Annotated in this window: 23 protein-coding genes, 1 tRNA gene and 2 pseudogenes; 17 read left to right on the forward strand and 9 right to left on the reverse strand. The window is 68.0% G+C overall.

The window, feature by feature from the left end:
* The first annotated feature begins 158 nt into the window (after positions 1–158).
* From IEZ11_RS33280 to IEZ11_RS33290, 3 genes are all read left to right on the forward strand, one after another.
* The gene (locus tag IEZ11_RS33280) at positions 159–911 is read left to right on the forward strand and encodes a DUF6879 family protein (protein ID WP_189266669.1); all 753 of its coding nucleotides are present in this window, start codon (positions 159–161) and stop codon (positions 909–911) included.
* A gap of 15 nt (positions 912–926) precedes the next feature.
* Positions 927–1,784, forward strand: coding sequence for a helix-turn-helix domain-containing protein (locus IEZ11_RS33285; protein ID WP_189266670.1), 858 nt, complete (start codon positions 927–929; stop codon positions 1,782–1,784).
* A 149-nt stretch (positions 1,785–1,933) separates the two neighbouring features.
* Entirely contained in the window at positions 1,934–2,635 is a 702-nt protein-coding gene (locus tag IEZ11_RS33290) for a TRADD-N-associated membrane domain-containing protein (RefSeq protein WP_229713505.1), read from the forward strand.
* A 46-nt stretch (positions 2,636–2,681) separates the two neighbouring features.
* On the opposite strand, the gene IEZ11_RS33295 is transcribed toward IEZ11_RS33290, so the two are convergent.
* The gene (locus tag IEZ11_RS33295) at positions 2,682–2,879 is read right to left on the reverse strand and encodes a hypothetical protein (RefSeq protein ID WP_189266671.1); all 198 of its coding nucleotides are present in this window, start codon (positions 2,877–2,879) and stop codon (positions 2,682–2,684) included.
* A gap of 814 nt (positions 2,880–3,693) precedes the next feature.
* Between IEZ11_RS33295 and IEZ11_RS52555 the strand changes: the two genes are divergently transcribed.
* The 3 genes and pseudogenes from IEZ11_RS52555 to IEZ11_RS51260 all read left to right on the forward strand — a co-directional run.
* On the forward strand, positions 3,694–3,879 hold the full coding sequence (locus IEZ11_RS52555) for a helix-turn-helix domain-containing protein (RefSeq protein WP_189266710.1): 186 nt from the start codon (positions 3,694–3,696) through the stop codon (positions 3,877–3,879).
* Positions 3,876–4,082, forward strand: coding sequence for a hypothetical protein (locus IEZ11_RS33305; RefSeq protein WP_189266672.1), 207 nt, complete (start codon positions 3,876–3,878; stop codon positions 4,080–4,082). Before IEZ11_RS52555 ends, IEZ11_RS33305 begins: the two co-directional genes overlap by 4 nt.
* A 27-nt stretch (positions 4,083–4,109) precedes the next feature.
* Positions 4,110–4,313: pseudogene (locus tag IEZ11_RS51260) on the forward strand (transposase); the annotation flags it as partial.
* 401 nt (positions 4,314–4,714) lie between these two features.
* On the opposite strand, the gene IEZ11_RS33315 reads toward IEZ11_RS51260, so the two are convergent.
* Complete coding sequence (locus tag IEZ11_RS33315; protein ID WP_189266674.1) at positions 4,715–6,115, reverse strand: OFA family MFS transporter; 1,401 nt, start codon at positions 6,113–6,115, stop codon at positions 4,715–4,717.
* A gap of 137 nt (positions 6,116–6,252) precedes the next feature.
* On the opposite strand from IEZ11_RS33315, the gene IEZ11_RS33320 reads away from it, so the two are divergent.
* Complete coding sequence (locus IEZ11_RS33320) at positions 6,253–7,461, forward strand: RNA-guided endonuclease InsQ/TnpB family protein (protein WP_189266675.1); 1,209 nt, start codon at positions 6,253–6,255, stop codon at positions 7,459–7,461.
* 18 nt (positions 7,462–7,479) lie between these two features.
* Here IEZ11_RS33320 and IEZ11_RS33325 read toward each other — a convergent pair whose 3' ends face one another.
* The 4 genes from IEZ11_RS33325 to IEZ11_RS33340 all read right to left on the reverse strand — a co-directional run bounded on the left by IEZ11_RS33325 (position 7,480) and on the right by IEZ11_RS33340 (position 14,101).
* A complete protein-coding gene (locus IEZ11_RS33325) occupies positions 7,480–8,868 on the reverse strand; it encodes an OFA family MFS transporter (protein ID WP_189266676.1) in 1,389 nt (462 codons plus the stop codon).
* Between the two features lie 126 nt (positions 8,869–8,994).
* The gene (locus IEZ11_RS33330; RefSeq protein ID WP_189266677.1) at positions 8,995–11,169 is read right to left on the reverse strand and encodes an acetate--CoA ligase family protein; all 2,175 of its coding nucleotides are present in this window, start codon (positions 11,167–11,169) and stop codon (positions 8,995–8,997) included.
* 4 nt (positions 11,170–11,173) lie between these two features.
* Positions 11,174–12,406: a formyl-CoA transferase gene (frc, locus tag IEZ11_RS33335; RefSeq protein ID WP_189266678.1), complete on the reverse strand. Its 1,233-nt coding sequence runs from the start codon at positions 12,404–12,406 to the stop codon at positions 11,174–11,176.
* A 12-nt stretch (positions 12,407–12,418) separates the two neighbouring features.
* Positions 12,419–14,101, reverse strand: a complete 1,683-nt coding sequence (locus IEZ11_RS33340; protein ID WP_189266679.1) for a thiamine pyrophosphate-binding protein — start codon at positions 14,099–14,101, stop codon at positions 12,419–12,421.
* Between the two features lie 143 nt (positions 14,102–14,244).
* Here IEZ11_RS33340 and sucC point away from each other — a divergent pair, with 143 nt between their 5' ends.
* The 4 genes from sucC to IEZ11_RS33360 all read left to right on the forward strand — a co-directional run bounded on the left by sucC (position 14,245) and on the right by IEZ11_RS33360 (position 18,144).
* A complete protein-coding gene (gene sucC / locus IEZ11_RS33345) occupies positions 14,245–15,375 on the forward strand; it encodes an ADP-forming succinate--CoA ligase subunit beta (RefSeq protein ID WP_189266680.1) in 1,131 nt (376 codons plus the stop codon).
* Between the two features lie 11 nt (positions 15,376–15,386).
* Positions 15,387–16,283: a succinate--CoA ligase subunit alpha gene (gene sucD, locus IEZ11_RS33350; RefSeq protein WP_189266681.1), complete on the forward strand. Its 897-nt coding sequence runs from the start codon at positions 15,387–15,389 to the stop codon at positions 16,281–16,283.
* A gap of 3 nt (positions 16,284–16,286) precedes the next feature.
* Complete coding sequence (locus IEZ11_RS33355; RefSeq protein WP_189266682.1) at positions 16,287–17,822, forward strand: aldehyde dehydrogenase family protein; 1,536 nt, start codon at positions 16,287–16,289, stop codon at positions 17,820–17,822.
* A gap of 237 nt (positions 17,823–18,059) precedes the next feature.
* Positions 18,060–18,144: transfer RNA gene (locus IEZ11_RS33360), tRNA-Leu, on the forward strand.
* Between the two features lie 142 nt (positions 18,145–18,286).
* On the opposite strand, the gene IEZ11_RS33365 is transcribed toward IEZ11_RS33360, so the two are convergent.
* Entirely contained in the window at positions 18,287–19,627 is a 1,341-nt protein-coding gene (locus tag IEZ11_RS33365) for a recombinase family protein (protein ID WP_189266683.1), read from the reverse strand.
* 489 nt (positions 19,628–20,116) lie between these two features.
* Here IEZ11_RS33365 and IEZ11_RS51265 point away from each other — a divergent pair, with 489 nt between their 5' ends.
* The 4 genes from IEZ11_RS51265 to IEZ11_RS33380 all read left to right on the forward strand — a co-directional run bounded on the left by IEZ11_RS51265 (position 20,117) and on the right by IEZ11_RS33380 (position 22,589).
* Positions 20,117–20,290, forward strand: coding sequence for a hypothetical protein (locus tag IEZ11_RS51265; protein WP_229713513.1), 174 nt, complete (start codon positions 20,117–20,119; stop codon positions 20,288–20,290).
* Entirely contained in the window at positions 20,239–20,484 is a 246-nt protein-coding gene (locus tag IEZ11_RS51270; protein ID WP_229713506.1) for a 5-formyltetrahydrofolate cyclo-ligase, read from the forward strand. The genes IEZ11_RS51265 and IEZ11_RS51270 overlap by 52 nt, the downstream gene beginning before the upstream one ends.
* A 259-nt stretch (positions 20,485–20,743) precedes the next feature.
* Positions 20,744–21,832 carry a ComEC/Rec2 family competence protein gene (locus tag IEZ11_RS33375; protein WP_189266684.1) on the forward strand — a complete coding sequence of 363 codons (1,089 nt, stop codon included), beginning with the start codon at positions 20,744–20,746 and terminating at the stop codon, positions 21,830–21,832.
* Position 21,833: 1 nt separating this feature from the next.
* Entirely contained in the window at positions 21,834–22,589 is a 756-nt protein-coding gene (locus IEZ11_RS33380; protein WP_189266714.1) for a hypothetical protein, read from the forward strand.
* A 132-nt stretch (positions 22,590–22,721) separates the two neighbouring features.
* Here the strand turns inward: IEZ11_RS33380 and IEZ11_RS52560 are convergent.
* Positions 22,722–22,877 (reverse strand): annotated as a pseudogene (locus tag IEZ11_RS52560) (helix-turn-helix domain-containing protein); the annotation flags it as partial.
* A 339-nt stretch (positions 22,878–23,216) separates the two neighbouring features.
* Between IEZ11_RS52560 and IEZ11_RS33390 the strand changes: the two are divergent.
* Positions 23,217–24,455 carry an IS701 family transposase gene (locus IEZ11_RS33390; RefSeq protein WP_189266685.1) on the forward strand — a complete coding sequence of 413 codons (1,239 nt, stop codon included), beginning with the start codon at positions 23,217–23,219 and terminating at the stop codon, positions 24,453–24,455.
* Between the two features lie 74 nt (positions 24,456–24,529).
* On the opposite strand, the gene IEZ11_RS33395 is transcribed toward IEZ11_RS33390, so the two are convergent.
* The gene (locus IEZ11_RS33395; RefSeq protein WP_189266686.1) at positions 24,530–24,937 is read right to left on the reverse strand and encodes a RidA family protein; all 408 of its coding nucleotides are present in this window, start codon (positions 24,935–24,937) and stop codon (positions 24,530–24,532) included.
* A gap of 142 nt (positions 24,938–25,079) precedes the next feature.
* Between IEZ11_RS33395 and IEZ11_RS33400 the strand changes: the two genes are divergently transcribed.
* Positions 25,080–25,460: a winged helix-turn-helix transcriptional regulator gene (locus IEZ11_RS33400; RefSeq protein ID WP_189266687.1), complete on the forward strand. Its 381-nt coding sequence runs from the start codon at positions 25,080–25,082 to the stop codon at positions 25,458–25,460.
* Positions 25,461–25,499: the final 39 nt, after the last annotated feature.

The raw sequence follows: 25,499 nt of genomic DNA on the forward strand, positions 1-25,499 counted from the left end.
AACCGACCACCGCTGATCGCTACGGGAGTTTCTCGAAGTTTCTTGATATCGGGGCGGAGTTACGCGATGTTATCCACGAAGGGCAACCGAACCCCGTGAAGCGGGCGTTGGTCTTCGTGATGCTTGGGAGATCAGTCCCCAGAGGGAAGGAACTGGTCATGGCGCGACGACTGCGCTTCAACGGCACTGGTAGCGGCGGCGGTTCCTGCCCCGCGATCCATGAAGACCTCGACACGGGCGAGATCATCGTGCACGGCCCCAGGCTCACCGACCCGGCCTCCATCGCCCAGCTCCAGCACCTGGACGAGGACGAGATCCCGATCGTGGTCCCGCGCAACACCCTGATCGACTTCGGCCCCAAAGACCGCGACACCGAACCGCGCATCCTCGACCCGGCCACCTTCGCCCGGCTCTTCGAGAACTTCCAGCACTCCGCCTGGCACCTGGAGATGCGCAAGGGCTATGCGGTCGACCAGGCAGAGGAGACCTATGCTCAGTTCGTGAGGGGCGAGGAGCCGAAGTGGAACATGGACGCCCCCTGGGCGCGCACCATCCTCCCCAAGACGCAGGGCGGGGCGTACGTCGGCCGGGTCCGCATTCTCGACAACCCGCCGACCGAGGGACAGCGGTACCTCCTGGCGCACGCCGAGTACAACGCGGCCCTCGGCGAAGAGGTCCGGAACATGTGGCGCGACGACGCACAGAAGGCCAACCTGCCCGATGAGGACTTCTGGATCTTCGACTCGCACATCGTCGCCCTGTGTCTCTTCGATGATACGGACGTCCTCACAGGCGCGGAACTCATCACTGAGCCGGCACGTGTGAACCAGTACAACCGGCTGCGCGACGTGGCCCAGCACTACGCCGTCCCGTCCAGGGAGTTCGCGGCGCGCCTGAACACGAACGGGTAAGGCAGGTGAGTACCGGTGAGCACGGACTACCAGCAGGCACGTGAGGCACTCGGGGCCCGGCTCCGAGAGCTGCGGTTCACGTGCCCGGACGGCCGTCTCACCGGTACTCAGCTCGCCGAGCGGCTTGGCGCGGGCTGGACCAAGGTCAAGGTCAGCAAGCTTGAGAACGGCAGGCAGACCGCCACCGCTGAGGACCTGCGCGCCTGGGCCGACGGCACCGGCCAGCCTGGTTCGTACGACGACCTCTTGGCCAGGCTCCGGGGGTTCGAGTCACACATCCGGTCATGGCGGCGGCAGCTGGCTGCCGGTCACCGGGCCGTCCAGGATGCGGCGACCGTGGAGCACGAGCGCTCCCGTGTCCTGACGATCTGGGAGAACGTGCTGATCCCCGGCATGCTCCAGACGCCGGACTACGCCCGCCACACCTTCAACCGGCACGCCGACCTGATGCGCTCCCCGCGTGACACCGAGGACGCCGTGCGCGCTCGGATCCAGCGCCAGGAAGGGCTCTACCGTCCCGGCCGCAAGTACCGGATCATGGTCTGGGAAGGCGCAGTGCGTTCCCTGATCTGTCCGCCCGCCGTCCTCGCAACCCAGCTTCACCACCTGGCCAGCGCGATCGGGCTGGACACCGTCGAACTCGGCGTCATCCCCTTCACGGCCTCCCTCAAGATCTGGCCGGGCAATTCGTTCTGGGTCTATGACGAGCGCCTGGCGATCGTCGAGGACTGGCACGCGGAGCTTTGGCTATCCGATTCCGACAGCGTGGCCACCTACCTCCGCGTCTGGAAGACCCTGAGCGAGTCCGCCGTCTACGGTTCCGACGCCCACAACATCATCAACTCGGCCCGCCGTGCCCTCGATCCCCTTTGAAGCCTGAGGCGCCCCCCTTGTCGTCACCCAGCGCTACCCTGAAATGAGTTGGCGGAGCGTCAGGTGGTGCGATCGGGGGCCGGGACTTGGTGGCGACAACGGACGATGGGGACGACCGCCCCGATGAGGTGAGATCCCCCATTCGGGGCTTGAGTGACGAAGTGTGGCAACGCATCCTGCACACGCCTGTCAGCGAAACTAGCGAGACGAGGGACTCCAACCGGAAGTTGTTGAGGTTGGCGCTGGAGGCCACCGTGGCTGCTCGCGCTGCTGCCCGTACGGACCAGCAGGTCGTCCAGACGGCGGGCGAGGTCAACAACGTCTTCATCTCGCACGGGACTGACGTTCGCTCTCCGGAGGCTGCCGAGCACAAGCCGGGCCTTGCCGAACGGCGCCAGGAGTTCCACTTCGACGTCCTGAAGCTCAAGATGAAGCACGCCCAGTGGATGATCTTCATCAGCGTGTTTGCGGTAGCAGTCGGTGTCGTGGCTATGGTCGCTGGTGTTGTTATGGCCTTGGCGAACACGGGTAGCCCGCATGGCTACGTGACGGGGGCCTCAGGGCTGGCCGCCAGCCTGGGCGGCGGTGCGCTACACCGTCACGCGAAGCGCGCCATGGCCGATCTGACCGAGGCGGCTAAGCGCAACGAGGACAAGATTGACGTGGATCACCAGATCGAGGTGGCCACCACGCTTATCGACCGAATCGGGGACAAGGACCTCAAGGACCGGCTGAACTCGGCGGCGGCCTTGAAGGCGCTGAACATCCACCCGAACCCCGACACGCTGTTCAACAGCCTGCTCCCCGCTGACGCGCCCAAAGAGATCGAGCCGGGCGACTCCGACCGCTGACGGCGAAGTCCCGGGGTGCCGACTGCACTACCGGGACTTCCGCGCGTCACAACACCTTCAGAGCCTTCAGCACCGCCAGGCACAGCAGGAAGCAGCCCCCGAAGGAACTCCCGCCGTACATGACAGCCTGACCCGCAGGGGAACCAGGCGTGTGGCTCAACCAGGCGGCTGCCGTGGCGACGTTGGTGGAGAACAGCGTGCAGGTGACGATCACGAGCACCTTGACACCGAGAGAGAGGTTCAACTGTCCGACTTACCTTCCTGGCGGTCGGACTGTGGCACGCAGCTCTCAGCCGACCACCACGTGATGTACGTGAGGTCTTGCTGAGGGCGTGCCGACGTTCAGGCTCTCGGTGCCTAGCCAGGGCTGCGTTTGGCTGTGGATCGGTGCCTATTCCGTGGTCTGTGGTGGCCCCCGCAGGCAGTCTCGGCGGGGGTTAGGTTGCAGGACAAACACGACTCGGCGGGCCTAGGTGGGAACCCCACTACCGTGTAGTGGAATTGCTACTAGGTCGCCTGCCCGACTACGTCGGTCGCGGGTTAGCCGATAGAAGTCAACTCTAGCTGAACCCGCCCGCCTTGGGTGGCCAGACGGAGACGGTGGGTGCTCACGGGGGGTCGTGCTGGCGGGTGCGGCCCCGCGCCCCGCCCGGCCGCGAGCAGCTGCCGGAGACCCCACGGAAGACCGGGACAAGTTCACCGCTGGTCGGGTGCCGTGCGTACGACGGCGGTCAGCTCCTGGGGCCCGGCCGGCACTCACTTCCCGTGTCTCCGCGCGACACTTTCCGTGACAGCCGCGGACGCCGTCGAGGGGTCGTCACGCCCCCCGTGAGCTTGCCGTCCACGCATGTTTCGCGGGGGCTGGTGGCAAGTAGCTCCAGGGTGTTCCACTAGTAGTGGACGGAGCGCACAGCGCCCTTCCGCCCCAGCGACGAGACCGCCGAGCTGGGGTTCTGCAAGGTAGCGGTCAGGGCTGAGGCCACCCCACCGCCCCCACCAGGGCAGTTCTCGAATCGTGGGAGCCCCTGTGCCCGCCCTGAAGTTCAACCCCCACCGCCCTGCGGCGCGCCCGTAACGAACGCGGCCTCGGCCTGCGGAGGCTGCCCGCGCAGACCGGCCGTAGTCCGGCGGTCATCTCCAAGTACGAACTCGGTTACCGCGTCCCCAGCGCCGTTGCGCTGGCCGAGTTGGCGCACGCTCTCGCCACGCCCATGGACGCCTTCTTTGAGGCGGTGGCCGAGTGAACGCCGCCCTGCCCGAGGCCGAGACGCCCGAGCCGAAGCCCGCCGTCCGCTGGGAAGCCCACGAGCACCGTGACGCCGAGTACGCGCGGCTGCTGATCATGCTCTTCGGCCCGAAGGTAACCGAATGCCTTGACCCCGGAAACGGCTCAGTCCCGGACGCCGAAATCCGGGACTCACCACCACCGAGGAAACCTCACGTCTGACGTCCAGCGGGTTATCCGCCCGCTTCGATGGCGGAGTGCTTCAAAGCCCATGAGCGGCTCGTCCCGGACGAGCTGAGCGACGAGGCCTGGGCGCTGGCCGAGTCGGTCGTGAAGGCGCGGGAACCCCCCAACCACAGGTGCCGGCCAGGTCGCACGATGCTCGACGCGATGTTCTACAAGGCCCGCACCGGTTGTCTCTGGGAGGAGTTGCCGGAGCGGTTCGGTCCATGGAAGGGCATCCACTCCCGTTACAGGACGTGGCGCACCTGCGGGGTCTGGGACGAGATCATGGCGGCCCTGCCCAGCTCCGGCCGGCCGGTGTGGGTTCCCAACCTGGTGTCGCCGCTGTGCATCGAGGGACGGTTTGACCCTGGCCTTCTCGCCCAGGAAGAAGCGGTACCCCCGGGAATGGGCGTGCCCGGTCCCATGACGAGGGGCCCTTTCCGGCGACTCTCGTCGGTGTTCGGTCTCAGGTGCTTCAGGGTGTCCGTCGAGGTCCGCCGTCCTGCGGATCGGGTACAGCGTTGCCCGGGAAGGCGGCGCGTACCGCGTTCTGGAAGCGGCTGAGTCCCGGACGCCGGTCCGGGACTCATTACCGGGAAGATCTTCGCCCTGAGGCTCGGCGGAGACCGTCAGGCGGCCGTCTGTGCCTGTACCGCGCCCACCTTCGCTCCCGTGCCGGCCCGGCCCGGCTGGCGCAGCAGCAGTGCTATCGCCGCCGCCAGCATCGAGATGCCGCCCGCCAGGGCGTAGGCGCCGTTGTAGCCCCAGGCGCCGACCACCATGGAGCCGAGGCCGCCGCCGAAGAGGCCGCTGACGAGTTTGCCGCTGTAGACCAGGCCGTAGTTGGTGGCGTTGTAGTTCTCGCCGAAGTAGTCCGGGGTGAGGGCGGCGAAGAGCGGGTAGAAGGCGCCGCCGCCGAAGCCGGAGAGGAAGGCGAAGAACAGGAACAGCCACTCGCTCTTCACGTCACCGGCCCAGATCACACCGAACTGGGCCAGGCCCAGGACGACGATGACGCAGACGAGGGTCGGCTTGCGGCCGAGACGGTCCGAGAGCCAGCCCACCACGCCACGGCCGACGCCGTTGATGACCGCCATCACGCCCATCGAGGAGGCCGCGACCAGGGGGCCGAAACCGACGTCCTTCGCGAAGTCCACCTGGAAGGAGATGCCGAAGATCGAGACGCCCGCCGTCATGACGATGGAGATCCACATCAGGGGGAGCATGCCGGTGCGGATCGCCTCCTTCGGCGTGAACTGCTTCACCGCGGGCGGGTTCTTGGCGAGGGCCGTACCGGTCCTGCTGTCGCCCGCGTGGGTGAGCGGGTCTATCTCGGCCGGCCACCAGTTCTTCGGCGGGTCCTTGAAGAAGAACGCCGAGACCAGGACGACGACCATCACGTAGACGCCGATCAGGTCCAGGACTCGGTGGTAATTCGCGGTGTCGAAGGCGTAGTTGAAGATGAAGATGAACGGGAGCGAGCCGTACGCGAAGCCGCCGTTCACGAAACCCGTGCGAGCGCCCCGGCGTTCGGGGAACCACTTGCCGACCATGTTGATGCAGGTCGCGTAGACCAGACCGGCACCGAGCCCGCCGATCACGCCGAAGCCCAGGATCGCCAGCCACACGTTGTGCAGGTGGGACAGGGCCAGGAAGCCGACCAGGCACATCGCCGCCCCGGTGTACATCGCACGGCGCGCGGTCAGGATGCCCTTCTCTCGCAGCCAGCCCGCCGGGAACGCGATGCCGGCCTGGAAGAAGACCCAGATGCTCAGGATCCAGAAGGTGTTGGACTGCGTCCAGCCGTGCGCATGGGACAGCGTGTCCTCCGCGGAGCCGTACGCGTACTCGAAGACGCTGATGGCCATCATGGCGACCCACGGGAGATACACCATGAGGTTGCGGGAGTGGCCGAGGATGTCCCGGTCGGTCTCGCCGATCCGGTACACCCGGCCGCGGGCGTCCGTCACCTCGCGGTACGGACGTCGTTCGGCGCCGGTGCTGTTCGTGGCCACAGGGTCAGCCGTCATCGGGGTCTCCTTGGGTGGAATCCCCGGCTTGAGCCGGGGGATGAAACGCATCCCGGTTCCGGAGCCGCGCAGCGGGGGAGCGGTCCGTCGACCGCCCAACGAGCGTTGCTTACACGGAACCTGATAGAATGTGAAGCGTGACGCGGCAGGTCAAGCGGGCCTTCAAGTACCGCTTCTATCCCACGGACGAGCAGACAGCGGAGCTGTCCCGCACGTTCGGCTGCGTCCGCCTCGTGTACAACAAGGCGCTGGAGGAGCGCACACAGGCCTGGTACGGCGAGCAGCGCCGGATCTCTTACGTGCAATCGTCCGCAGCGCTTACGGAGTGGAAGAAGACTGAGGAGCTCGCCTTCCTCTCCGAGGTGTCCTCCGTCCCGCTCCAGCAGGCGCTCCGACATCTTCAGACGGCGTTCGGAAGCTTCTTCGCCAAGCGGTCCAAGTACCCGCGGTTCAAAAGCCGGAAGAAGTCCCGGGCGTCGGCCGAGTTCACACGCTCCGGTTTCAAGTGGCGTGAGGGGCGTCTGACGCTCGCGAAAATGGCGGAGCCTCTGGACATCCGTTGGTCGCGGCCCCTCCCCGAAGGTGCGGAGCCGACCACGGTCACGGTGTCCCGCGACGCGGCGGGGCGCTGGTTCGTCTCTCTTCTTTGCGAGGACGACATCACCGCCGCACCTGCCACGGACGCGGCGGTGGGCCTGGACGCCGGGATCACGTCCTTGGTAACCCTGTCCACAGGGGAGAAGATCGCCAACCCAAAGCATGGGCGACGGGACCGCGTCCGCCTGGCGAAGGCTCAGCGGGAGTTGTCCCGTAAGGCGAAGGGTTCGGCGAATCGCGAGAAGGCTCGGCGTCGCGTTGCCAAGGTCCACGCGCGGATCGCCGACAGGCGTCGCGACTTCCTGCACAAGCTGTCGACTCGTCTCGTCCGTGAGAACCAAACGGTCGTGATCGAGGATCTCACCGTCCGCAACATGGTCAGGAACCACACGCTGGCCCGCGCCATATCGGATGCGGCCTGGCGAGACCTGCGGATGATGTTGGAATACAAGTGCGCCTGGTATGGGCGTGAACTCGTGGTTGTGGACCGCTGGTTTCCCAGCAGCAAACTGTGCGGGGCCTGCGGCACAGTCTGCGGGACGCTGCCGTTGAACGTCCGTGAGTGGACGTGTGGCTGCGGTGCGGTGCATGACCGCGACGTGAACGCGGCGAAGAACATTCTGGCCGCCGGGCTGGCGGTGTCTGCCTGTGGAGACGGTGTAAGACCTCAACGGGAGTCCTCCCGGACGGGGCAGTCGTCGATGAAGCAGAAAGCCTCACCCGCGAGGGTGGGAATCCCCCGCCGTTAGGTGGGCGAGGAAGCCAAGTCACGCCATCTCCTCGCCGAGCGGTTGCGGGTTGGGGACGATGCGCCGGGCGCTGGGCCTGCCCGGTGCCTTGAGGAAGAGGGCCAGCACTGCGGAGGCCAGGCCCACGGAGCCCGCGAGCACGAACGCGCCGTGGTAGTCCCACTCACCGACGACGACCGCGCCCAGACCGGAGCCCACCAGGCCGGAGATCAGCTTGGAGCTGTAGACCATCCCGTAGTTGGTGGCGTTGTTGTTCTCACCGAAGTAGTCCGCCGTCATGGCCGCGAAGAGCGGGAAGATCGCCCCGCCGCCGAACCCGGAGACCATGGAGCAGAACAGGAAGAACGGCATGCTGTGCGTCTGGCCGGAGACCAGGACACCGAACTGCGCCGTGCCGAGCACGATGCACACGATGACGAGCGTGTGGCGGCGGCCGTAGCGGTCCGAGATCCAGCCGATGACGCCGCGTCCGGTGCCGTTGACGATCGCCTTCAGGGACATGGCCGTGGCCACAATCCCGCCCGCGAAACCCATGTCCTTGCCGAACGGCACCTGGAAGGCGATGCCGAAGATGTTGATCCCCGCGGTGCAGAGCAGACAGAACCACATCATCCACAGGACGGGCGTGCGGGCGGCCTCCTTCGGGGTGTACTGCTTGACCGCGGGCGGGTTCTTCGCCAACGCCCGTCGTATCTTCGGGTCTTGAGTGACCTTGAGCGGATCGACCTGCGGCGGCCACCAGTTCTTCGGCGGGTCCTTGAAGAACCAGCCGGCCGACGCCACCACCAGGCACAGCCCGATGCCGACCGAGGAGAGGAGCACCTTGTAGTTGCTCAGGTCGAGGACCGAGGTGAAGAGGAAGACGAAGGGCACCGACCCGTAGGCGAAACCGCCGTTCACGAAGCCCGTCTTGCCGCCCTTGCGCTCCGGATACCACTTGCCGACCATGTTCACGCAGGTCGCGTAGACGAGACCGGCGCCGATACCGCTGCACATGCCGAAGCCGAGATAGGCGACGACCACGTTCGGCGCGAACGCCAGCGCCAGATAGCCCAGCAGCGTGCCGGCCGCGCCCATCAGCATGGCCGTCCGTGCGGAAAGCCTTCCGCTCTCCCGCAGTTGCCCGGCCGGGAAGGCCACGGCCGCCTGGAAGAACACCCAGACGCCCATCAGCCAGAAGATGTGCCCGCTGCTCCACAGATGCGCCTCGTGCAGCGTGTCCTCCGCCGACGTGAACGCGTACTCGGCGGAGCTGATGCCCATCATGCCCACCCAGGGCAGGACGACCATCCACTTGCGTGGCCGGCCCATGAGATCGACATCGCGTTCGCCGATCCGGTATCTGCGGCCGTTGCGGTCCGTCACCTCCCTGAAGGGGACGGACGGCGATAGATCGATGGATGACATGTTCGCTCAGCACCCCTTGCGTCGAAAGTTCTGGCCAGCGCCCCCTGTCCAATGCCTTTCGCGCGCGCACGGGTCCCGGGGCCGGCCGGGGACGCGCTCCGCCGGCCGGCCCCTTCCTCGGCTACGTCATGACCCGCCCCCCAACCGCGCGCTCTCCGTCCGATCGCTCCCCAGCAGCCCGGCCGCCCGCGCCCAGCGGTACTTGGCGCCGAGCACGGCCACCGGCCGTTCGGTCGTGTACGGGTACGCCACGACCCCCCGCTCGTACAGGTACTGGCAGGCCTCCTCGACCTCGACGTCCCCCGCGAGCGAGGCGACGACCGGCTTCTCGATGCCCCGCTCGCGGAACTCCGCGACCACCCGGGCCGTCAGTTCGGCGAAGACCATCGGCGGGGTGACGATGGTGTGCCAGTAGCCGAGGACGAGTGCGTGGATCCGCGGGTCCTCAAGGCCCAGCCGGATCGTCGCCTCGTACGTCGACGGCGGCTCGCCGCCCGTGATGTCCACCGGGTTGCCGGCGGCGCCGAACGGCGGGATGAAGCGGCGGAACGCCTCGTCCAGGTCCGGCGGTATCTCCATCAGGGTCAGCCCGTTGTCGGTGATGGCGTCGGAGAGCAGGACACCGCTGCCGCCCGCGCCGGTGATGATCACGACGTTGTCGCCCCGCGGTGCCGGCAGCACCGGCAGGCCGCGCGCGTACTCCAGCATGTCGTTCAGGCCGGGCGCGCGGATCACCCCCGCCTGCCGCAGGATGTCGTCGTACACCGCGTCGTCGCCCGCGAGCGCGCCGGTGTGCGATCCGGCCGCCTTGGCACCGGCCGCCGTACGGCCCGCCTTGAGGACCACGACCGGCTTCTTCGGTACGGTCGCCCGCGCGGCCTCCACGAAGGCGCGGCCGTCCTTCAGGTCCTCCAGATGCATCGCGATGCACTCGGTGTGCGGGTCCTCGCCGAACCAGGTCAGCAGGTCGTCCTCGTCCAGGTCCGACTTGTTGCCGAGGCCGACGATCGCCGACACACCCGTCTTGGTGGTGCGGGCGAAGCCCAGGATGGCCATGCCGATCCCGCCCGACTGGGACGTCAGCGCCACCCCGCCCTTCACGTCGTACGGCGTGCAGAACGTGGCGCACAGGTCCTGCCAGGTGGAGTAGTAGCCGTAGATGTTCGGGCCGAGGAGGCGGATGCCGTACCGCTCGCCGATCGCGACGATCTCGGCCTGGAGCTCCTCCTCGCCGGTCTCCGCGAAACCGGACGGGATCAGTACGGCGTTGGGGATCCGCTTCCGGCCCACCTCCTCCAGCGCCGCCGCCACGAACTTGGCGGGGATGGCGAAGACGGCCACATCCACCTCACCGGGAACGTCCGTGACACTCTTGTACGCCTTGCGGCCCAGAATGTCATCGGCCCTGGGGTTCACCGGATGGATCTCCCCGGCGAAGCCGCCGTCCACGAGGTTGCGCATCACCGAATTGCCGATCTTGCCCTGCTCGTTGGAGGCACCGATCACGGCGACCGAACGGGGCTGCATCAGCCGGCGCATGGACTCCAGGATCTCCTCGCGTGTGTACTTCCTGCGCGGTGGCGGCTGTTGCTCCGCCAGGATGATCCGGATGTCGGCGGCGATGGCGCCCTCCGGGGTCGCGATCACCGGGTTGAGGTCCACCTCGGCGATCTCGGGGAAGTCCGCGACCAGTTGGGAGACCCGGCGGATCTGCTCGGCGACCGCCCACCGGTCCACGCCCGCCTGTCCGCGCACCCCGCGCAGCACCTCGGCGGCCTTGACGGAGTCCAGCATCGACAGTGCCTCGTCGGCGGTGACCGGCGCGAGCCGGAAGGTCACGTCCTTGAGCACCTCCACCAGCACCCCGCCCAGCCCGAAGGCGACGACCTTGCCGAAGGTGGGGTCGGTGACCGCGCCGACGATGACCTCCGTCCCCTTCGGCAGCAACTCCTGGACCTGGACGCCCTCGATACGCGCGTCGGCGTCGTAGGCGCGCGCGTTCTCGATGATCCGGTGGAAGGCGCCCCGTACGTCCGCCGCGCCCTCGACGCCCACGATCACCCCGCCCGCGTCGGTCTTGTGCAGGATGTCCGGCGAGACGATCTTCATGACCACCGGTCCGCCGAAGCGCGCCGCGTACGCCACCGCCTCGTCCACGTCCGTCGCCAGCTCCTCGCCCGGTACGGCGATCCCGTACGCGTCGGCGATCACCTTGCCCTCGGGCGCGGTGAGTGCCGTACGGCCCTCCGCGCGCACCGAGTCGAGGAGCGTACGGACCCGCAGCTCCCGGTCCTCCGCCATCACGTCAGATCACCCCGTTCGACTTGAGCAGGCGCAACTCCTCGTCGCCGAGACCGAGTTCGCCGATGTAGACCGCTTCGTTGTGCTCGCCGAGCAGTGGCGAACCGGTGACGTCGACCGGGGAGTCGGAGAGCTTGAGCGGGCTGCCGACGGTGACGAACTCGCCGCGCTCGGGGTGCGGGACGGTCACCACCATCCCGTTGGCGACCAGCGACTCGTCCTCGATGATCTCCTTGGTGGACAGGATCGGCCCGCACGGGATGTTGCGGGCGTTGAGCTGCTCAAGCACCTCCCACTTGGGGAGCGTCGAGGACCACTCCTCGATCAGCTGGAACATCTTGTTGAGCTTGGGGAGGCGGGCCTCCGGGGTGGCCCACTCGGGGTCCGCCGCGAGCTCCGGCCGGCCGATGAGGTGGGTGATGGGCTGCCAGCCGACGGGCTGCACGATGACGTACACGTAGTCGTTCGGGCCGCCCGGCGCGCACCGGACCGCCCAGCCGGGCTGGCCGCCGCCGGAGGCGTTGCCGGAGCGGGGCACCTCGTCGCCGAAGTCCTCGTTGGGGTACTCGGCGAGCCGACCGTGCGTGAGCCGCTGCTGGTCGCGCAGCTTGACCCGGCAGAGGTTGAGTACGGCGTGCTGCATGGCGACGTTGACGCGCTGGCCGCGGCCGGTGTGCTCGCGCTGGAACAGTGCCGCCAGTATCCCGGCCACTGTATGCACTCCGGTGCCCGAGTCACCGATCTGCGCGCCCGTGGCCAGCGGCGGGCCGTCCTCGAAGCCGGTGGTCGACATCGACCCGCCCATCGCCTGGGCGACGACCTCGTACGCCTTGAAGTCGGTGTACGGACCCTCCCCGAACCCCTTGATGGAGGCGTACACGATCCGCGGGTTGATCTCCTTGATGCGGTCCCAGGTGAACCCCATCCGGTCGACCGCGCCCGGTCCGAAGTTCTCCACCATCACGTCCGAGCGCCGGATCAGCTCGGTCAGGAGTTCCTTGCCGCGCTCGGTCTTGGTGTTGAGGGTGATGCTCCGCTTGTTGCAGTTGAGCATCGTGAAGTAGAGGGAGTCGACGTCCGGGAGGTCGCGCAGCTGCCTGCGCGTGATGTCACCGGTCGGCGCCTCCAGTTTGACGACGTCCGCACCGAGCCAGGCGAGCAGCTGGGTCGCGGAGGGGCCCGACTGGACGTGGGTCATGTCGAGGACGCGTATGCCCTCAAGTGCCTTGGTGGTCATGGGAGTTCCACCTCACTTGTACATGGTCTGGTTCATGGTCCCGGGGGCGTACGCGTCCGGGTCGACCCAGACGTTGATCAGCGACGGCCTGCCCGACTCCCGGGCCCGGCGCAGGGCGGGGCCGATGTCGGCGGGGTCGCGGACCTCCTCGCCGTAACCGCCCAGCATCTGGGCGAACTTGTCGTAGTGCACGTCCCCGAGGGTGTTGCCGACCCGCTCGCGCTCCTTGCCGTACTTGGCGGCCTGGCCGTAACGGATCTGGTTCATCGAGGAGTTGTTGCCGACGATCCCGACGAACGGGAGGTCGTAGCGGACCAGGGTCTCGAAGTCCCAGCCGGTGAGGGAGAAGGCGCCGTCGCCGAAGAGGGCGACCACCTCCTTGTCGGGGCGGGCCTGCTTGGCGGCGAGCACGAAGGGGACACCGACGCCGAGGGTGCCGAGCGGGCCCGGGTCCATCCAGTGGCCCGGCGACTTGGGCTGCACGACCTGCCCGGAGAAGGTGACGATGTCGCCGCCGTCGCCGACGTAGATCGAGTCCTCGGTGAGGAAGTCGTTGATCTCGCTGACCAGACGGTAGGGGTGGATGGGGGAGGCGTCCGAGCGCAGGTGCGGCAACCGCTTCTCCAGCGCCGTCCGTTCGGCGGCCCGCAGCTCGTCGAGCCACTCCTTGCGCCTGGCGGCACCGCCGTTGAGGCGGCCGGACGCGGCCTCGGCGACGGACTTCAGGACGAGCCCGGCGTCCCCGACGATCCCCAGGCCGATGTCCCGGTTCTTGCCGACCGTGCGGTAGTCGAGGTCGATCTGCACGACGGTCGCGGTGGGGGAGAGGCGCTTGCCGTAGCCCATGCGGAAGTCGAAGGGGGTGCCGACGACCACGATGACGTCGGCGTTGGAGAAGGCGTACCGGCGGGAGAGCTGGAAGTGGTGCGGGTCGCCGGGCGGCAGGGTGCCGCGTCCGGCGCCGTTCATGTACGCCGGGATGTCGAGGGCCCGGACGAGGTCGACGGCGGCCGCGGCGCCCCGGGTCGTCCAGACCTGGCTGCCCAGCAGGATGGCCGGCTTCTCCGCGTGCACGAGGAGGTCGGCGAGCCGTTCGACGGCTTCGGGGTCGCCGGCGGAGCGGGTGGAGGCGCGGTAGGCGCCCGCCTTCGGGACCCGCGCCTTCTGCGCCGGGACCTTGGCGTCCAGCACGTCACGCGGGATCTCCAGGAAGGAGGGTCCGGGCGCGCCGTGGTAGCACTCCCGGAACGCCATCGACACCATGTCGGCGGCGCGCGCCGTGTCCGGGACGGTCGCCGCGAACTTGGTGATCGGCGTCATCATGTCGACGTGCGGCAGGTCCTGGAGGGACCCCATCTTGTGCTGGGCGAGCGCCCCCTGACCGCCGATCAGCAGCATCGGGGACTCCGCGCGGAAGGCGTTGGCGACCCCGGTGACCGCGTCGGTGGTACCCGGACCGGCGGTCACCACAGCGCACCCGGGCCTGCCGGTGATGCGCGCGTAGCCGTCGGCGGCGTGGGCTGCCACCTGCTCGTGTCGGACGTCGACGACTTCTATGCCCTCGTCGACGCAGCCGTCGTAGATGTCGATGATGTGGCCGCCGCACAGCGTGTAGATGCGGTCGACCCCCTCTGCCTTCAGCGCCTTCGCAACGAGATGACCACCGGAAATCACGTCCTGGGTGTCGTCGGGCATGGCGAAGTCCTGTCCCTTCGTAGGGGGTTGGAACGCTCTCGCGGTAGATTGCATACAGTCGACGAATACTGTATGAACCTTGTTATCCCGCATCCGGTGGGTGGTGTCCAGGGGCGTGCGGCACTTTCCAGACAGGAGCCGAAATGGACCTGTACGAACACCAGGCAAGGGAACTCTTCGAGGAACACGGCATCGTGGTGCCGAGGGCCGAGGTCACCGACTCGCCCAAGGAGGCCCGCGAGATCGCCCGCCGGCTCGGCGGCAGGGTCGTCGTGAAGGCGCAGGTCAAGACCGGTGGCCGGGGCAGGGCGGGCGGGGTGAAACTCGCCGCCGATCCGGCCGCGGCGGAACTCACGGCCCGTCAGATCCTCGGCATGGACATCAGAGGACACACGGTCAGCAAGGTGATGCTGGCCCAACCGGTGGACATCGAGAGCGAGTTCTACGTCTCCTACGTCCTCGACCGGGCGGCCGGCGGCTTCCTGGCGATCGCCTCCGCGGAGGGCGGCACCGAGATCGAGGAGGTGGCCGCGACCCGGCCGCAGGCGGTGGCGCGGGTGCGCATCGACCCCGCGGTCGGCGTCACCTCCGCCACGGCGCAGGAGATCGCCGGCGCCGCCGGTCTGCCGCCGCAGACCGCCGACGTCCTGGTACGGCTCTGGCAGGTACTCGTCCGCGAGGACGCCCTGCTGGTCGAGGTAAACCCGCTCGTGCGCACCCGGGAGGGCCGGATCCTGGCCCTCGACGGCAAGGTCACACTCGACGACAACGCCCGCTTCCGGCAGGCCCGTTGGGGAGACGACGCGGCCGAGCGGCACGACCCGCTGGAGGCGGCGGCCGCGGCGAAGGGGCTCAACTACGTCAAGCTGGACGGCGAGGTCGGCATCATCGGCAACGGCGCGGGCCTGGTGATGTCCACCCTGGACGTGGTGGCCGGCTGCGGCGCGCGCCCGGCGAACTTCCTGGACATCGGCGGCGGCGCGTCCGCCCAGGTCATGGCCGACGGCCTGTCCGTCATCCTCTCCGACCCGGCCGTCAGGTCCGTCCTCGTCAACGTCTTCGGCGGGATCACGGCGTGCGACGCGGTCGCCGACGGCATCGTGCGGGCCCTGGAGGCCGTCCGGCTGACCAGGCCGCTGGTGGTCCGCCTCGACGGAAACAACGCGGCACGCGGCCGGGCGATCCTGGACGGCCGTGCGCATCCCCTGGTCGAACAGGCCACCACCATGGACGGCGCCGCCCGCCGCGCCGCCGAACTCGCCCACACCGCCTGAGGAGCCGGGACATGGCGATCTACCTCACCAAGGAGAGCAAGGTCCTCGTCCAGGGCATGACCGGCGGCGAGGGCATGAGGCACACCCGCCGGATGCTCGCGGCCGGGACGGACGTGGTCGGCGGGGTCAACCCGCGCAAGGCCGGCCGGACCGTCGACTTCGGCGAACGGGCGCTACCGGTCTTCGGCACGGTCGCCGAGGGCATGGCGGCGACCGGCGCCGACGTCACCGTGGTCTTCGTGCCGCCCGCCTTCGCCAAGGCGGCGGTGCTGGAGGCGGCCGACGCCGGCATCGGCCTCGCGGTGGTGATCACCGAGGGCATCCCGGTCCACGACGCGGTGGCCTTCACGTCGTACGCCCGGGACCGGGGCACCCGGATCATCGGCCCCAACTGCCCGGGGGTGATCACCCCGGGCCAGTCCGACGCGGGCATCATCCCCGCCGACATCACCAAGCCCGGCCGGATCGGGCTCGTCTCCAAGTCGGGCACGCTGACCTACCAACTCATGTACGAACTGAGGGACATCGGCTTCTCCACCTGCGTGGGCATCGGCGGTGACCCGGTCGTCGGGACCAGCCACATCGACTGCCTCGGCGCCTTCCAGGAGGACCCGGACACCGAACTCGTCGTCCTCATCGGGGAGATCGGCGGTGACGCGGAGGAACGGGCCGCCGCCCACATCCGCGAGCACGTCACCAAGCCGGTCGTCGGCTACATCGCCGGGTTCACCGCGCCCGAGGGCCGCACGATGGGCCACGCGGGTGCCATCGTCTCCGGTTCGGCCGGTACCGCGCGGGCCAAGCAGGAGGCGCTGGAGGCGGCCGGGGTGCGGGTGGGAAGCACGCCGACCGAGACCGCCCGGCTGGTCCTGGAACTGCTCGACGCGCGTCGGCCGGAAGGGAGCTGATCCGTGGATCTCGCCGTGAAACCCGGCACCGCCTGGGACGACGCCTGGCGGCGCTGCCTCACCGTCGCCCCCGAGGCCTTCCGGGACGACCGCGTCCGCAACCTCTGGGCCGCCGCCTGGCGGTCCGACGGCCGTCCGCTCCCCGCGACCAGCCCCGTCGACGGCAGCCCCATAGCCGGCGCCCCGCGCCTGGACCGGGAGACCGCCCGCCGGGCCGTCGGCGCCTGCCTCGACCAGCACCGCGCCTGGCGGCACGTCCCGCTGGCGGAGCGCCGGGCCAGGGTGGCCGCCACCCTGGACGCCCTGACCGAACACCGCGAACTCCTCGCCCTGCTCCTCGTCTGGGAGATCGGCAAGCCCTGGCGGCTCGCCCTGGCGGACGTCGAGCGGGCGATCGACGGGGTGCGCTGGTACGTCGACGGCATCGAGCCGATGCTCGCGGGGCGGGCCCCGCTGGACGGGCCGGTGTCCAACATCGCCAGCTGGAACTACCCGATGAGCGTGCTGGTCCACGCGGTACTGGTGCAGGCTCTGGCGGGCAACGCGGTGGTGGCGAAGACCCCGACCGACGGCGGGGTCGCCTGTCTCACCCTGGCCTGCGCGCTGGCCGCCCGCGAGGGCCTGCCGGTGACGCTGCTCAGCGGCAGCGGGGGCGAGCTGTCCGAGGCGCTGGTGCGGGCGCCCGAGATCGGCTGTGTCTCCTTCGTCGGCGGCCGGGACACGGGGGCGGCGGTGGCGACGGCCGTCACCGACCTCGGTAAACGGCACGTGCTCGAACAGGAGGGACTCAACACCTGGGGCATCTGGAACCTCACCGACTGGGCCGCGTTCACCGCCGTCGTCCCCAAGCTCTTCGACTACGGCAAACAGCGCTGCACCGCCTACCCGCGCTTCGTCGTCCAGCGCGAGCTCTTCGACGAGTTCCTCTCGGCCTACCTGCCGGCCGTCCGCGAGCTGCGCGTCGGCCACCCCCTCGCGGTCGCCGACCCGGCCGACCAGCCCCCCGAACTGGACTTCGGGCCGGTGATCAACGCGGCCAAGGCCAAGGACCTGACCGACCAGGTCGCCGAGGCCGTCGACCGCGGCGCCGTCCCGCTGCACCGCGGCAGCCCGGCCGGCGCCCGCTTCCTGCCCGGCCAGGACACGTCGGCGTACGTCCACCCGGTCACCCTCCTCAATCCGCCCCCGTCGTCACCCCTCCATCACGCGGAACCGTTCGGCCCGGTCGACACGATCGTCCTGGTCGACACCGAGGCCGAACTGCTGGCCGCCATGAACGCCTCCAACGGCGCGCTGGTCGCCACCCTCTCCACCGACGACGAGGCCACCTTCGCGCGTCTGGCCCCGCAGATCCGCGCCTTCAAGGTCGGCCACGGCACGCCACGCTCCCGCGGCGACCGCGACGAACTGTTCGGCGGCCTGGGCGCGTCCTGGCGGGGCGCCTTCGTCGGCGGGGAACTGCTGGTGCGGGCGGTGACGCAGGGTCCGGCGGGGGAGCGGCCACCGGGGAACTTCCCGGAGTACCAGCTCATGCCGTGACGACGAGCACCCGGGCGGACGATGCCCACGGTGTGGTGAGCCCTGGCCCGGACCTGCGCCGGGCCAGGCGCGGACGGAAGGGACGGGGCCCGCGCGGTAGCGGTCCGGACACGTATGGTGAGGCGCCGCCCACCTGCGGGTATGCCGACGGAAACGCAGGTGAAAGGCACTCCGAAAGCTTGGTATTGTTGTCCATGTCGCCGCGGGGAACACCCCCGGCCAGGCGACGGACACCTGGTCCGGGTGGCGGAATGGCAGACGCGCTAGCTTGAGGTGCTAGTGCCCTTTATCGGGCGTGGGGGTTCAAGTCCCCCCTCGGACACACCATTGCCCCCTGAGTCCCGTTTCACGGGCAGGGCAGACCGACACCCGCCTCCGGCTTCCGGCTGGGCGCGGGTGTTCTGTCGTCTCGGCAGGCTTGTGACTTCCTCCTTTATGCGCTCGCTGTGCTGCTGCGGTGCCGGTCAGCCGATGGTGATCCTTTCTCCTCGGGGGGTGTCTGCGGTCAGGGTCCGGGTGGTCGGGTCGAAGATGACGGCGATCGATTCGGTGCGGAGGTGCTCGACGGCGTTGGCGGGCGATGGTGGGGCTGCCGAGATGTTCAGCTCGGTCGTGTGGTGGGTAAGGCGGATGATCAGTGCGGGCAGGTGGGGCATTACGTGGTCTTCGCGGACGTAGGCGTTGGGTGTCCGGTGGGGGAGGGGCGGGGTGGCGCTGGAGTGGCCGTGCCGGCACCGGTAGGCGGGGCGGTGGGTCCAGTGGGATTCCATCCGGCGTCCGCACATTGCGCAGCGCAGTAGTCCCGCCAGGGTGTACGTCCGTCCCGGTGCTGTCTGCCGGGCGGCGCGAGTGTGCTGGACGGTGACGAAGTCGGCCTCGCTGACCAGTGCCGGGTGCGCCGGTGTCGTTGAGATGATCCAGTCGGTGGGGGCGTTCCAGCGCATCACGTCGCGGTGGCCGAGGCTGGTGTTGGCGGGGTCGATGAGGTCGTGGTCGGTGCGCTGCCGGTTCCAGACCTGGTGGCCGGTGTAGCGGGGGTTGGCCAGGATGGAGCGCACCGTGGTGAGGACCCACCGCCGGCTGGTCGGGCGCGGGTTGCGCCCCGGGTCGGCAGCGGACGGGCTGGGGATGCCGGCATCGTTGAGGGCACGGGTGATGTGGGCCACGCTGTGCCCGGCGAGGCGTTGGGCGAAGATCCAGGACACGACGGTCCCGCACTCCGGATCGATGTCCAGGCGTTGGATGCGTACACCGCGGCGGGCGAAAGTCCGGTTGGGGTGCGGACCTGCGTCGGCGAGCCGGTATCCGTAGGGAGGTCGGCCGCCGAGGTAGCGGCCCTGGTCGCGGGTCTGCACGGTCATCGCGCTGCGGACCCGGATGCGGGCGCGGGCGATCTCCCGTTTGGACAGGATGCCGAGGAGGATCATGAGTTCTTCCTGGCCGGCGATCTGCGGGTCGATGGCGCCGCCCAGTTCCGGCACCCACACCTCCACCCCGTAGTGATCGAAGAGCGGGGCCATGGCGGCGAACTGGTTGCCGTAGAAGGCGCGTTCGCTGGAGCCGACGATGACCGCGTCGAAGTCCCGGTCCGGGGCGGCCATCGCGGCGAGCAGCGCAGCTGCTTCCGGCCTGCGGGCCCAGGGGACGGTCCGGCTGCGGCCGACGTCGAAGTACTCGGCAACGATCCGCCCGTGTCCGGACGCCAGCGCCTGGGCGCCCAGCAGCTGCCAGGCTCGTGAGGTGGCCGGGTCCTGGTGGTCCTCGGTGGAGACCCGTCCGTAGAAAGCGAACCGCAGGCCACCCATGTGCGGGCAGTCGTTGGGGACAGCGTGCAGGGCGGAGTCGTGAGCCCACCGGGTCAGGGGCCCGTGGCCCGCCGACGGGGCAGGTACCTGTCGGGCTACGGCGTTATGCGCTGCCATGTTCGACGCCTCCTGTCGGTCGCCGAGCTCCCCGCACCGGGGAGATGCCCGCAGGGGCGTCAACGAGCGCAAAGACCAGGGACGGTTGACCCGAAAGAGTGAAGATCGGAACGTCCCGCGGTCGCGGAAGGGCCCTGCCATGCTGAGGCTTCGAGGCGGTCTGCGCGGAGATCGAGAAAGCCAACCCGTGCACGCGTTGTGTACCGGCGCAGGCCTTCGGCGGTGGGCTCGGTGGCTGAGAGCACCCGGACCGATCAAGGGGGCAGCGAGAGGAATGGCCTCGACCTTGATGCGTGGGTCCGGCCGTCGTGCTCTCGGGTGGTGGCCGGGTGCGCCGAGTACGCCTCGGACGTTCATCAGCGGGAGTTCGCGGTGAAGGGTGGAGTGGATTCGGCCAGTGCCTCGTCGTGGCCGCTGTCCGTGGACGGACTCTTGATCTCACCCGAGGAGACAGCCGAGAAGAAGGCACGGCTCGGGTTGCGTGGCAGGTCCGTGTGGATGAGGTGCGATCCATTGACATCGCCGTCTGCGGCAACGCCGCCGTGAACCGCTCCGGTGCCCGGATCGGCGAGGTCGCCGGGCAATGCGACCTTGAAGTTGCCCTTCCAATCGAAGCCGGCCTCGTCACCGAGAAGACCGACATCGTCGCACCGGTGTACCAGCTTCAGGCCATCGAGGACGAGATTCCCAATACCGAGCACGAATTCAGCGTCGACCGCATCGTCACCCTGACGAGGTGATCCCGTGCGCGAGCCGTCGCCGACCGTGCGGTTTGATGTGGGAGGACTTGACGCCCGACAAGATCGCGGACATCCAGACGTCGACGGAGCGTTGACCGGCGTAGCTCTCTCCCCATCAGTTGACAGGGAGCCGGATGACCTTTACCGCAACAGATGCGACAACGTGGGCTGGGTGGAGGAAAGTTATCTGTTCTTAGCGTAGTCATAGAGAGTGCTAATATCTCGCGGAACACAACGACGTGTGACAGGTAGGTCCTCTGTGGGCTACGAGATAGATTTCCTCCCCGTTGGGGACGAGTCGAGCGGTGGCGACGCCATCGCTCTTCGTTACGGCAACCTCTACGGTCCACGTAACGAGCAGACCGTGATCGTTATTGACGGCGGCTACCTCAAAGCCGGTGAAGCCCTCGTTGAGCACATCCGGAAGCACTACAACACCGGCATCGTTGATCTTGTGGTTTCAACGCATCCAGACCAGGACCACATCAGCGGACTGCGAGTCGTCCTGGAGGAGCTGACCGTCAAGAAGCTCCTCATGCATCTGCCCTGGAGCCATTCGTCCGACATGGCGCGGGCAAAGATGATCCTCTCTCTCAACTCGCGGGCGCTACGTACGGAGTTGAGGGACTCTCTTCAAGGTGCAACAGACCTTGAAGAGGTCGCCAAGGCGCAGGGCGTTCCCATCGAGGAACCGTTCCTTGGCTGGACGAGTGACGACGGTGCCTTCCGGGTGCTCGGTCCCACCGAGGACTATTACCGGGAACTGCTCGCGGAGATTGTTGAGCCCGACTCCGATGCGGCAGCTAGAGCGAGTTGGGAAACGCTGGTGCACAAACTGCTCGCGGAAACGTCTCATGAAGACCTCGACACCGAGACGCTGGGTGAGAACGGAGAGACCTCCGCTAAGAACAACACCAGTGCCATCTGCTTGTTGGAGGTCGCCGGACGGAAGTTCCTGTTCACGGGTGACGCTGGGATTCCTGCCCTCGGGCAGGCGCTTGATGTCCTTGAAGCTGAAGGCTTCCAGCCTGGCGAACTGGGCTTTGTCCAGGTGCCTCACCATGGCAGCCGCCGGAACGTGAGTCCGTCGATCCTTAACCGGCTGCTCGGACCCAAGGGGCAGGCAGCCGTCATCGGGACGGCCTTCGCATCGGTTCCGCTGAAGAACCCGGAGCACAAGCACCCCGCGAAGAAGACGACGAACGCCTTCCTGCGGCGTGGATACCCTGTCCATCTGACGCAGGGCATGTCGAAGTGTCACTTCCACGATGCCCCTGATCGGGAGGGTTACGGTACCTCGACCCCTGAGCCGCTTCACACCCAAGTGGAAGACAGCGGGGACGCGTAGCGTGCTCTGGCTGGACGACTACGAGCGCCGGGCGCGACTTGCGCCCGGCCTCCTCGCGCTGTTGCCTGTCAGCGTCGCGCTGGCCGTTCTCGGTTTGAGCAAGGCTCCTGTGATTGTATCGGTTCTCACTGCGCTGTCGCTGGCCGGTGGTCCGATCGTCCTTGCCGAACTCGTGCGCCACCAAGGCCGGAAGGTTCAAGAGGTGCTCTGGGCTTCATGGGGTGGCTCGCCGACCATCCAGAAGCTCCGGCTTCTGCAAGAGGGGCAGAACTCGCTACAGCGGGAGACCTGGCGGAAGGCCGTGTCATCCGTGACCGGGATCGAGTTTGCCTCGGCCCGCAGTGAACGGGCGAACCCGACCAGGGCCGACGAGGCGATCGAGGTGGCCGTAGGACAAGTTCGGAACCTCACGCGTAACGAGACGAAGTTCCCCCTCCTACGTGCCGAGAACCGAGGATACGGGTTTCATCGGAACCTCTACGGCATCCGTTGGACCGGCCGTATCACCGCGCTCGTGGTCGTGCTTGGGGTTGTGGGGTACATGCTGTGGCTCGCGAACGTCGAGCATCGGCCGGCGCTCACGACGGTGAATATCCTGGCCCTTCTCGCCACAGCGGCTTGCCTCGCTATTTGGTGTGTTCTTCCGTCGCCTGTGCGGATGAAGAATGCGGCCGAACGGTACGCGTACGAGCTGCTGCAAGCTGCCGTCGTCCTCGCTGCTGAGAAGGCCGAGCCCAGCCCCGAGGGAACCCAGTAGGTCGACGCTCCGCCACGGTCGCCGAGACGCTGCCGCTGCCCGTGCTGGACGGCACCGACAGGGTGACGTGGTCACCCAACAGACCGCGGTTCTGAGGATCATGCTGCTTGTGCCGCACCACGGACGGCTGTTGCGCCGCAGCTCCCGGCTGACCGTCGATGGCGCCCGCCCTAGCAGGCCAGCTACTGCTGCGCGGCTTCCTGCTCCTGCACTGCCCGCTTCTCCGCCTCGGCGGCCCGAGTGTCGGTCACGCAAGCTGTTTATGCCAGCGGTCAAGCACTTTCCCATCAGACCGTAACAGCGGGCGGGCCGGGACCGGCATCCCAAGCGACAAACGTCAACGGGCCCAAGATGCCGCTGAGTTCGGTCGGCTCTCGGATCGGCGGGAATTTGGTGACGCTGGCCGATGCGGCCCTGGTGACCCCTGCTCGGAAGCACTCCTTGGCTCAGTACAGTCGTGGCGAGGTTAGTACTCCAGCTGTAGATCGTGATCTTGCTGGTTAGGGCCGGTGCGGGGACAGGTACGGCCACCGTTGATCATCGTGAGTTGTGTGGACTGACGATGAGACGGTGGCCGCAGGTCACAGCATAGATCCCGCTCGGTGGCGGGAAGGGTTCGAGGTGCTCATGGGGCGGATCGCAGGTCGGTTCGCGCGGGTCGAACCCCGGTGCCGGGTACGGCGGTTGACGCTCGGGCTGTTGTCGGACCTGCCGCGCAAGAACTGCTGGACGATCGCCGAATGGGCCGGGGAGAAGTCCCCACACGGGATGCAGCACCTGCTGTGCCGGGCCGTCTGGGACGCCGACGCGGTACGCGACGATGTCCGCGACTACGTCGTGGACCATCTCAACGACGAGCAGGCCGTGCTGGTGGTCGACGAGACCGGGGATGTGAAGAAGGGCGTCCACACTGTCGGCGTTCAGCGCCAGTACACCGGCACCGCCGGGAGAGTCGAGAACTCCCAGGTGGCGGTCTACCTTGTCTACGCCGGTCGGCGCGGACACGCAGCGATCGACCGGGAGTTGTACATCCCGCGCTCATGGGCAAACGATCCGGATCGCTGCCAGGCCGCGGGCCTTCCCGAAAAGTCCGCCTTCGCGACCAAGCCGGATCTCGCCCGGCAGATGATCGAGCGGTTCCTGGACGCCGGGCATCGCGCCGCCTGGATTACGGGGGACGAGGTCTACGGCGGGAACCCGAAGCTACGGGCGGCTCTGGAAGCACGCGGCACGAGCTATGTGCTAGCCATCGCGTGCTCGGCCGAAGTCCCCACCGCCGCAGGCAAGTTCCGGGCAGACAGCCTGGTCAAGCGGCTCCCCAAACGGGCCTGGCAACGGCTGTCCGCCGGGGCCGGAGCCAAGGGCCACCGCTTCTACGACTGGGCAGTCATCGATCTCACCGATCCGCACCCCGGCAGCAGCCAGCTGCTGATCCGCCGCAACCGCACCACCGGTGAACTCGCCTTCTACCGTTGTTTCTCGTCCGGCCCGGTGCCTTTGACGACGCTGGTGCGAGTCGCGGGTTCAAGGTGGCGGGTGGAGGAGACCTTCCAGGCCGAGAAGGGGCTCGCCGGGCTCGACGAGCACCAAGTCCGCCGCTTCGTCTCCTGGACCCGCTGGGTCACCCTCGCCATGCTCGCCCACGCCTTCCTCGCTGCCGTCCGTGCCGACGAGCACGCCCGGCACCCCGCCCCGGAGGAGCTGATCCCGCTCAGCTGCAATGAGATCCAGCGCGTGTTCGTCGCCCTGGTCGTGCGACCCGTGCACGACGACGCCCACTGGCTGAGTTGGTCCGACTGGCGGCGACGCCATCAGGCCCGGTCCCGAGTCGGCCATTACCATCGGCAAGCCGCGCATCAGACCTGATGTGCTGAGCAGGCTGGTTGGCCACTGAGCACATTCGTTGGCACTTCCGTGCTCAGTGGACGAAGGGCATCTGTTCAGTCCAGGATCGCGGTGGCTTCGATCTCGACCAGATGGTCGGGGACGTCCAGGGCCGCAACACCCAGCAGCGTGGCCGGCGGGACCGGGGTGATGCCCAGCTTCGCAGACGCCCGGGAGATGCCCTCCAGGAGTGGGGGCATCTTGTCGGGGGTCCAGTCGACGACGTAGAAGGTCAGTTTCGCCACGTCGTTGAAGGAGCCGCCAGCCTCGGCCAGGGCGGTGCCGATATTGAGGTAGCACTGCTCGACCTGCGCGGCGAGGTCGCCTTCGCCGACCGTGATCCCCTCGGCATCCCAGGCGACCTGGCCGGCGATGAAGACTAGCTTCGACCCCGTTGCGATCGACACCTGCCGGTAGACATCGATCTTGGGCAATCCACTCGGGTTTACCAGGTTGATGGCCATGCTGCCTGCCTCCTTGTCCTAAGCGCCTGTGGGCTCGTGTCCACCCATTCAAGGCGCCTTCGGTCTCTTGTGGTTACTCAGGAACCGTAGGAGAGTGGACGCTGACATGGAAGAACGCACTTTCCAGTGACTGGGGAACCCGATGGTGACCAAACAGATCAAGGGCCCGTCCGAGGAAGCAGACCTCAGGCGCGCGGACTCATTGGCGCGAGAGATCTTCTCTGACGTTGCCAACAAGTGGGCGTTCCTGATCATCGAGACTCTCGGTGACCGCACCCTGCGCTTCAGCGAACTGCGGAACGAGATCGAGGGCATCAGCCACAAGATGCTCACCCAGAACCTGCGCATGCTGGAGCGCAACGGCCTGGTCGAGAGAAACGTGCACCCCACCGTCCCACCACGTGTCGAATACACCCTCACCGAGCCGGGCCAGGGCCTACGCGCAACCGTCGACGGAATGTGCGACTGGACGCACCGCTACTTCGCGCACATCGAGGCCGCCCGCCACCGCTTCGACGCCTGACGGCTGACGGCTGACGGCTGATCACGATCTACAGCTGGA

The sequence above is a fragment of the Streptomyces fuscichromogenes genome, from assembly GCF_014645815.1.
Lineage (GTDB): Bacteria > Actinomycetota > Actinomycetes > Streptomycetales > Streptomycetaceae > Streptomyces > Streptomyces fuscichromogenes.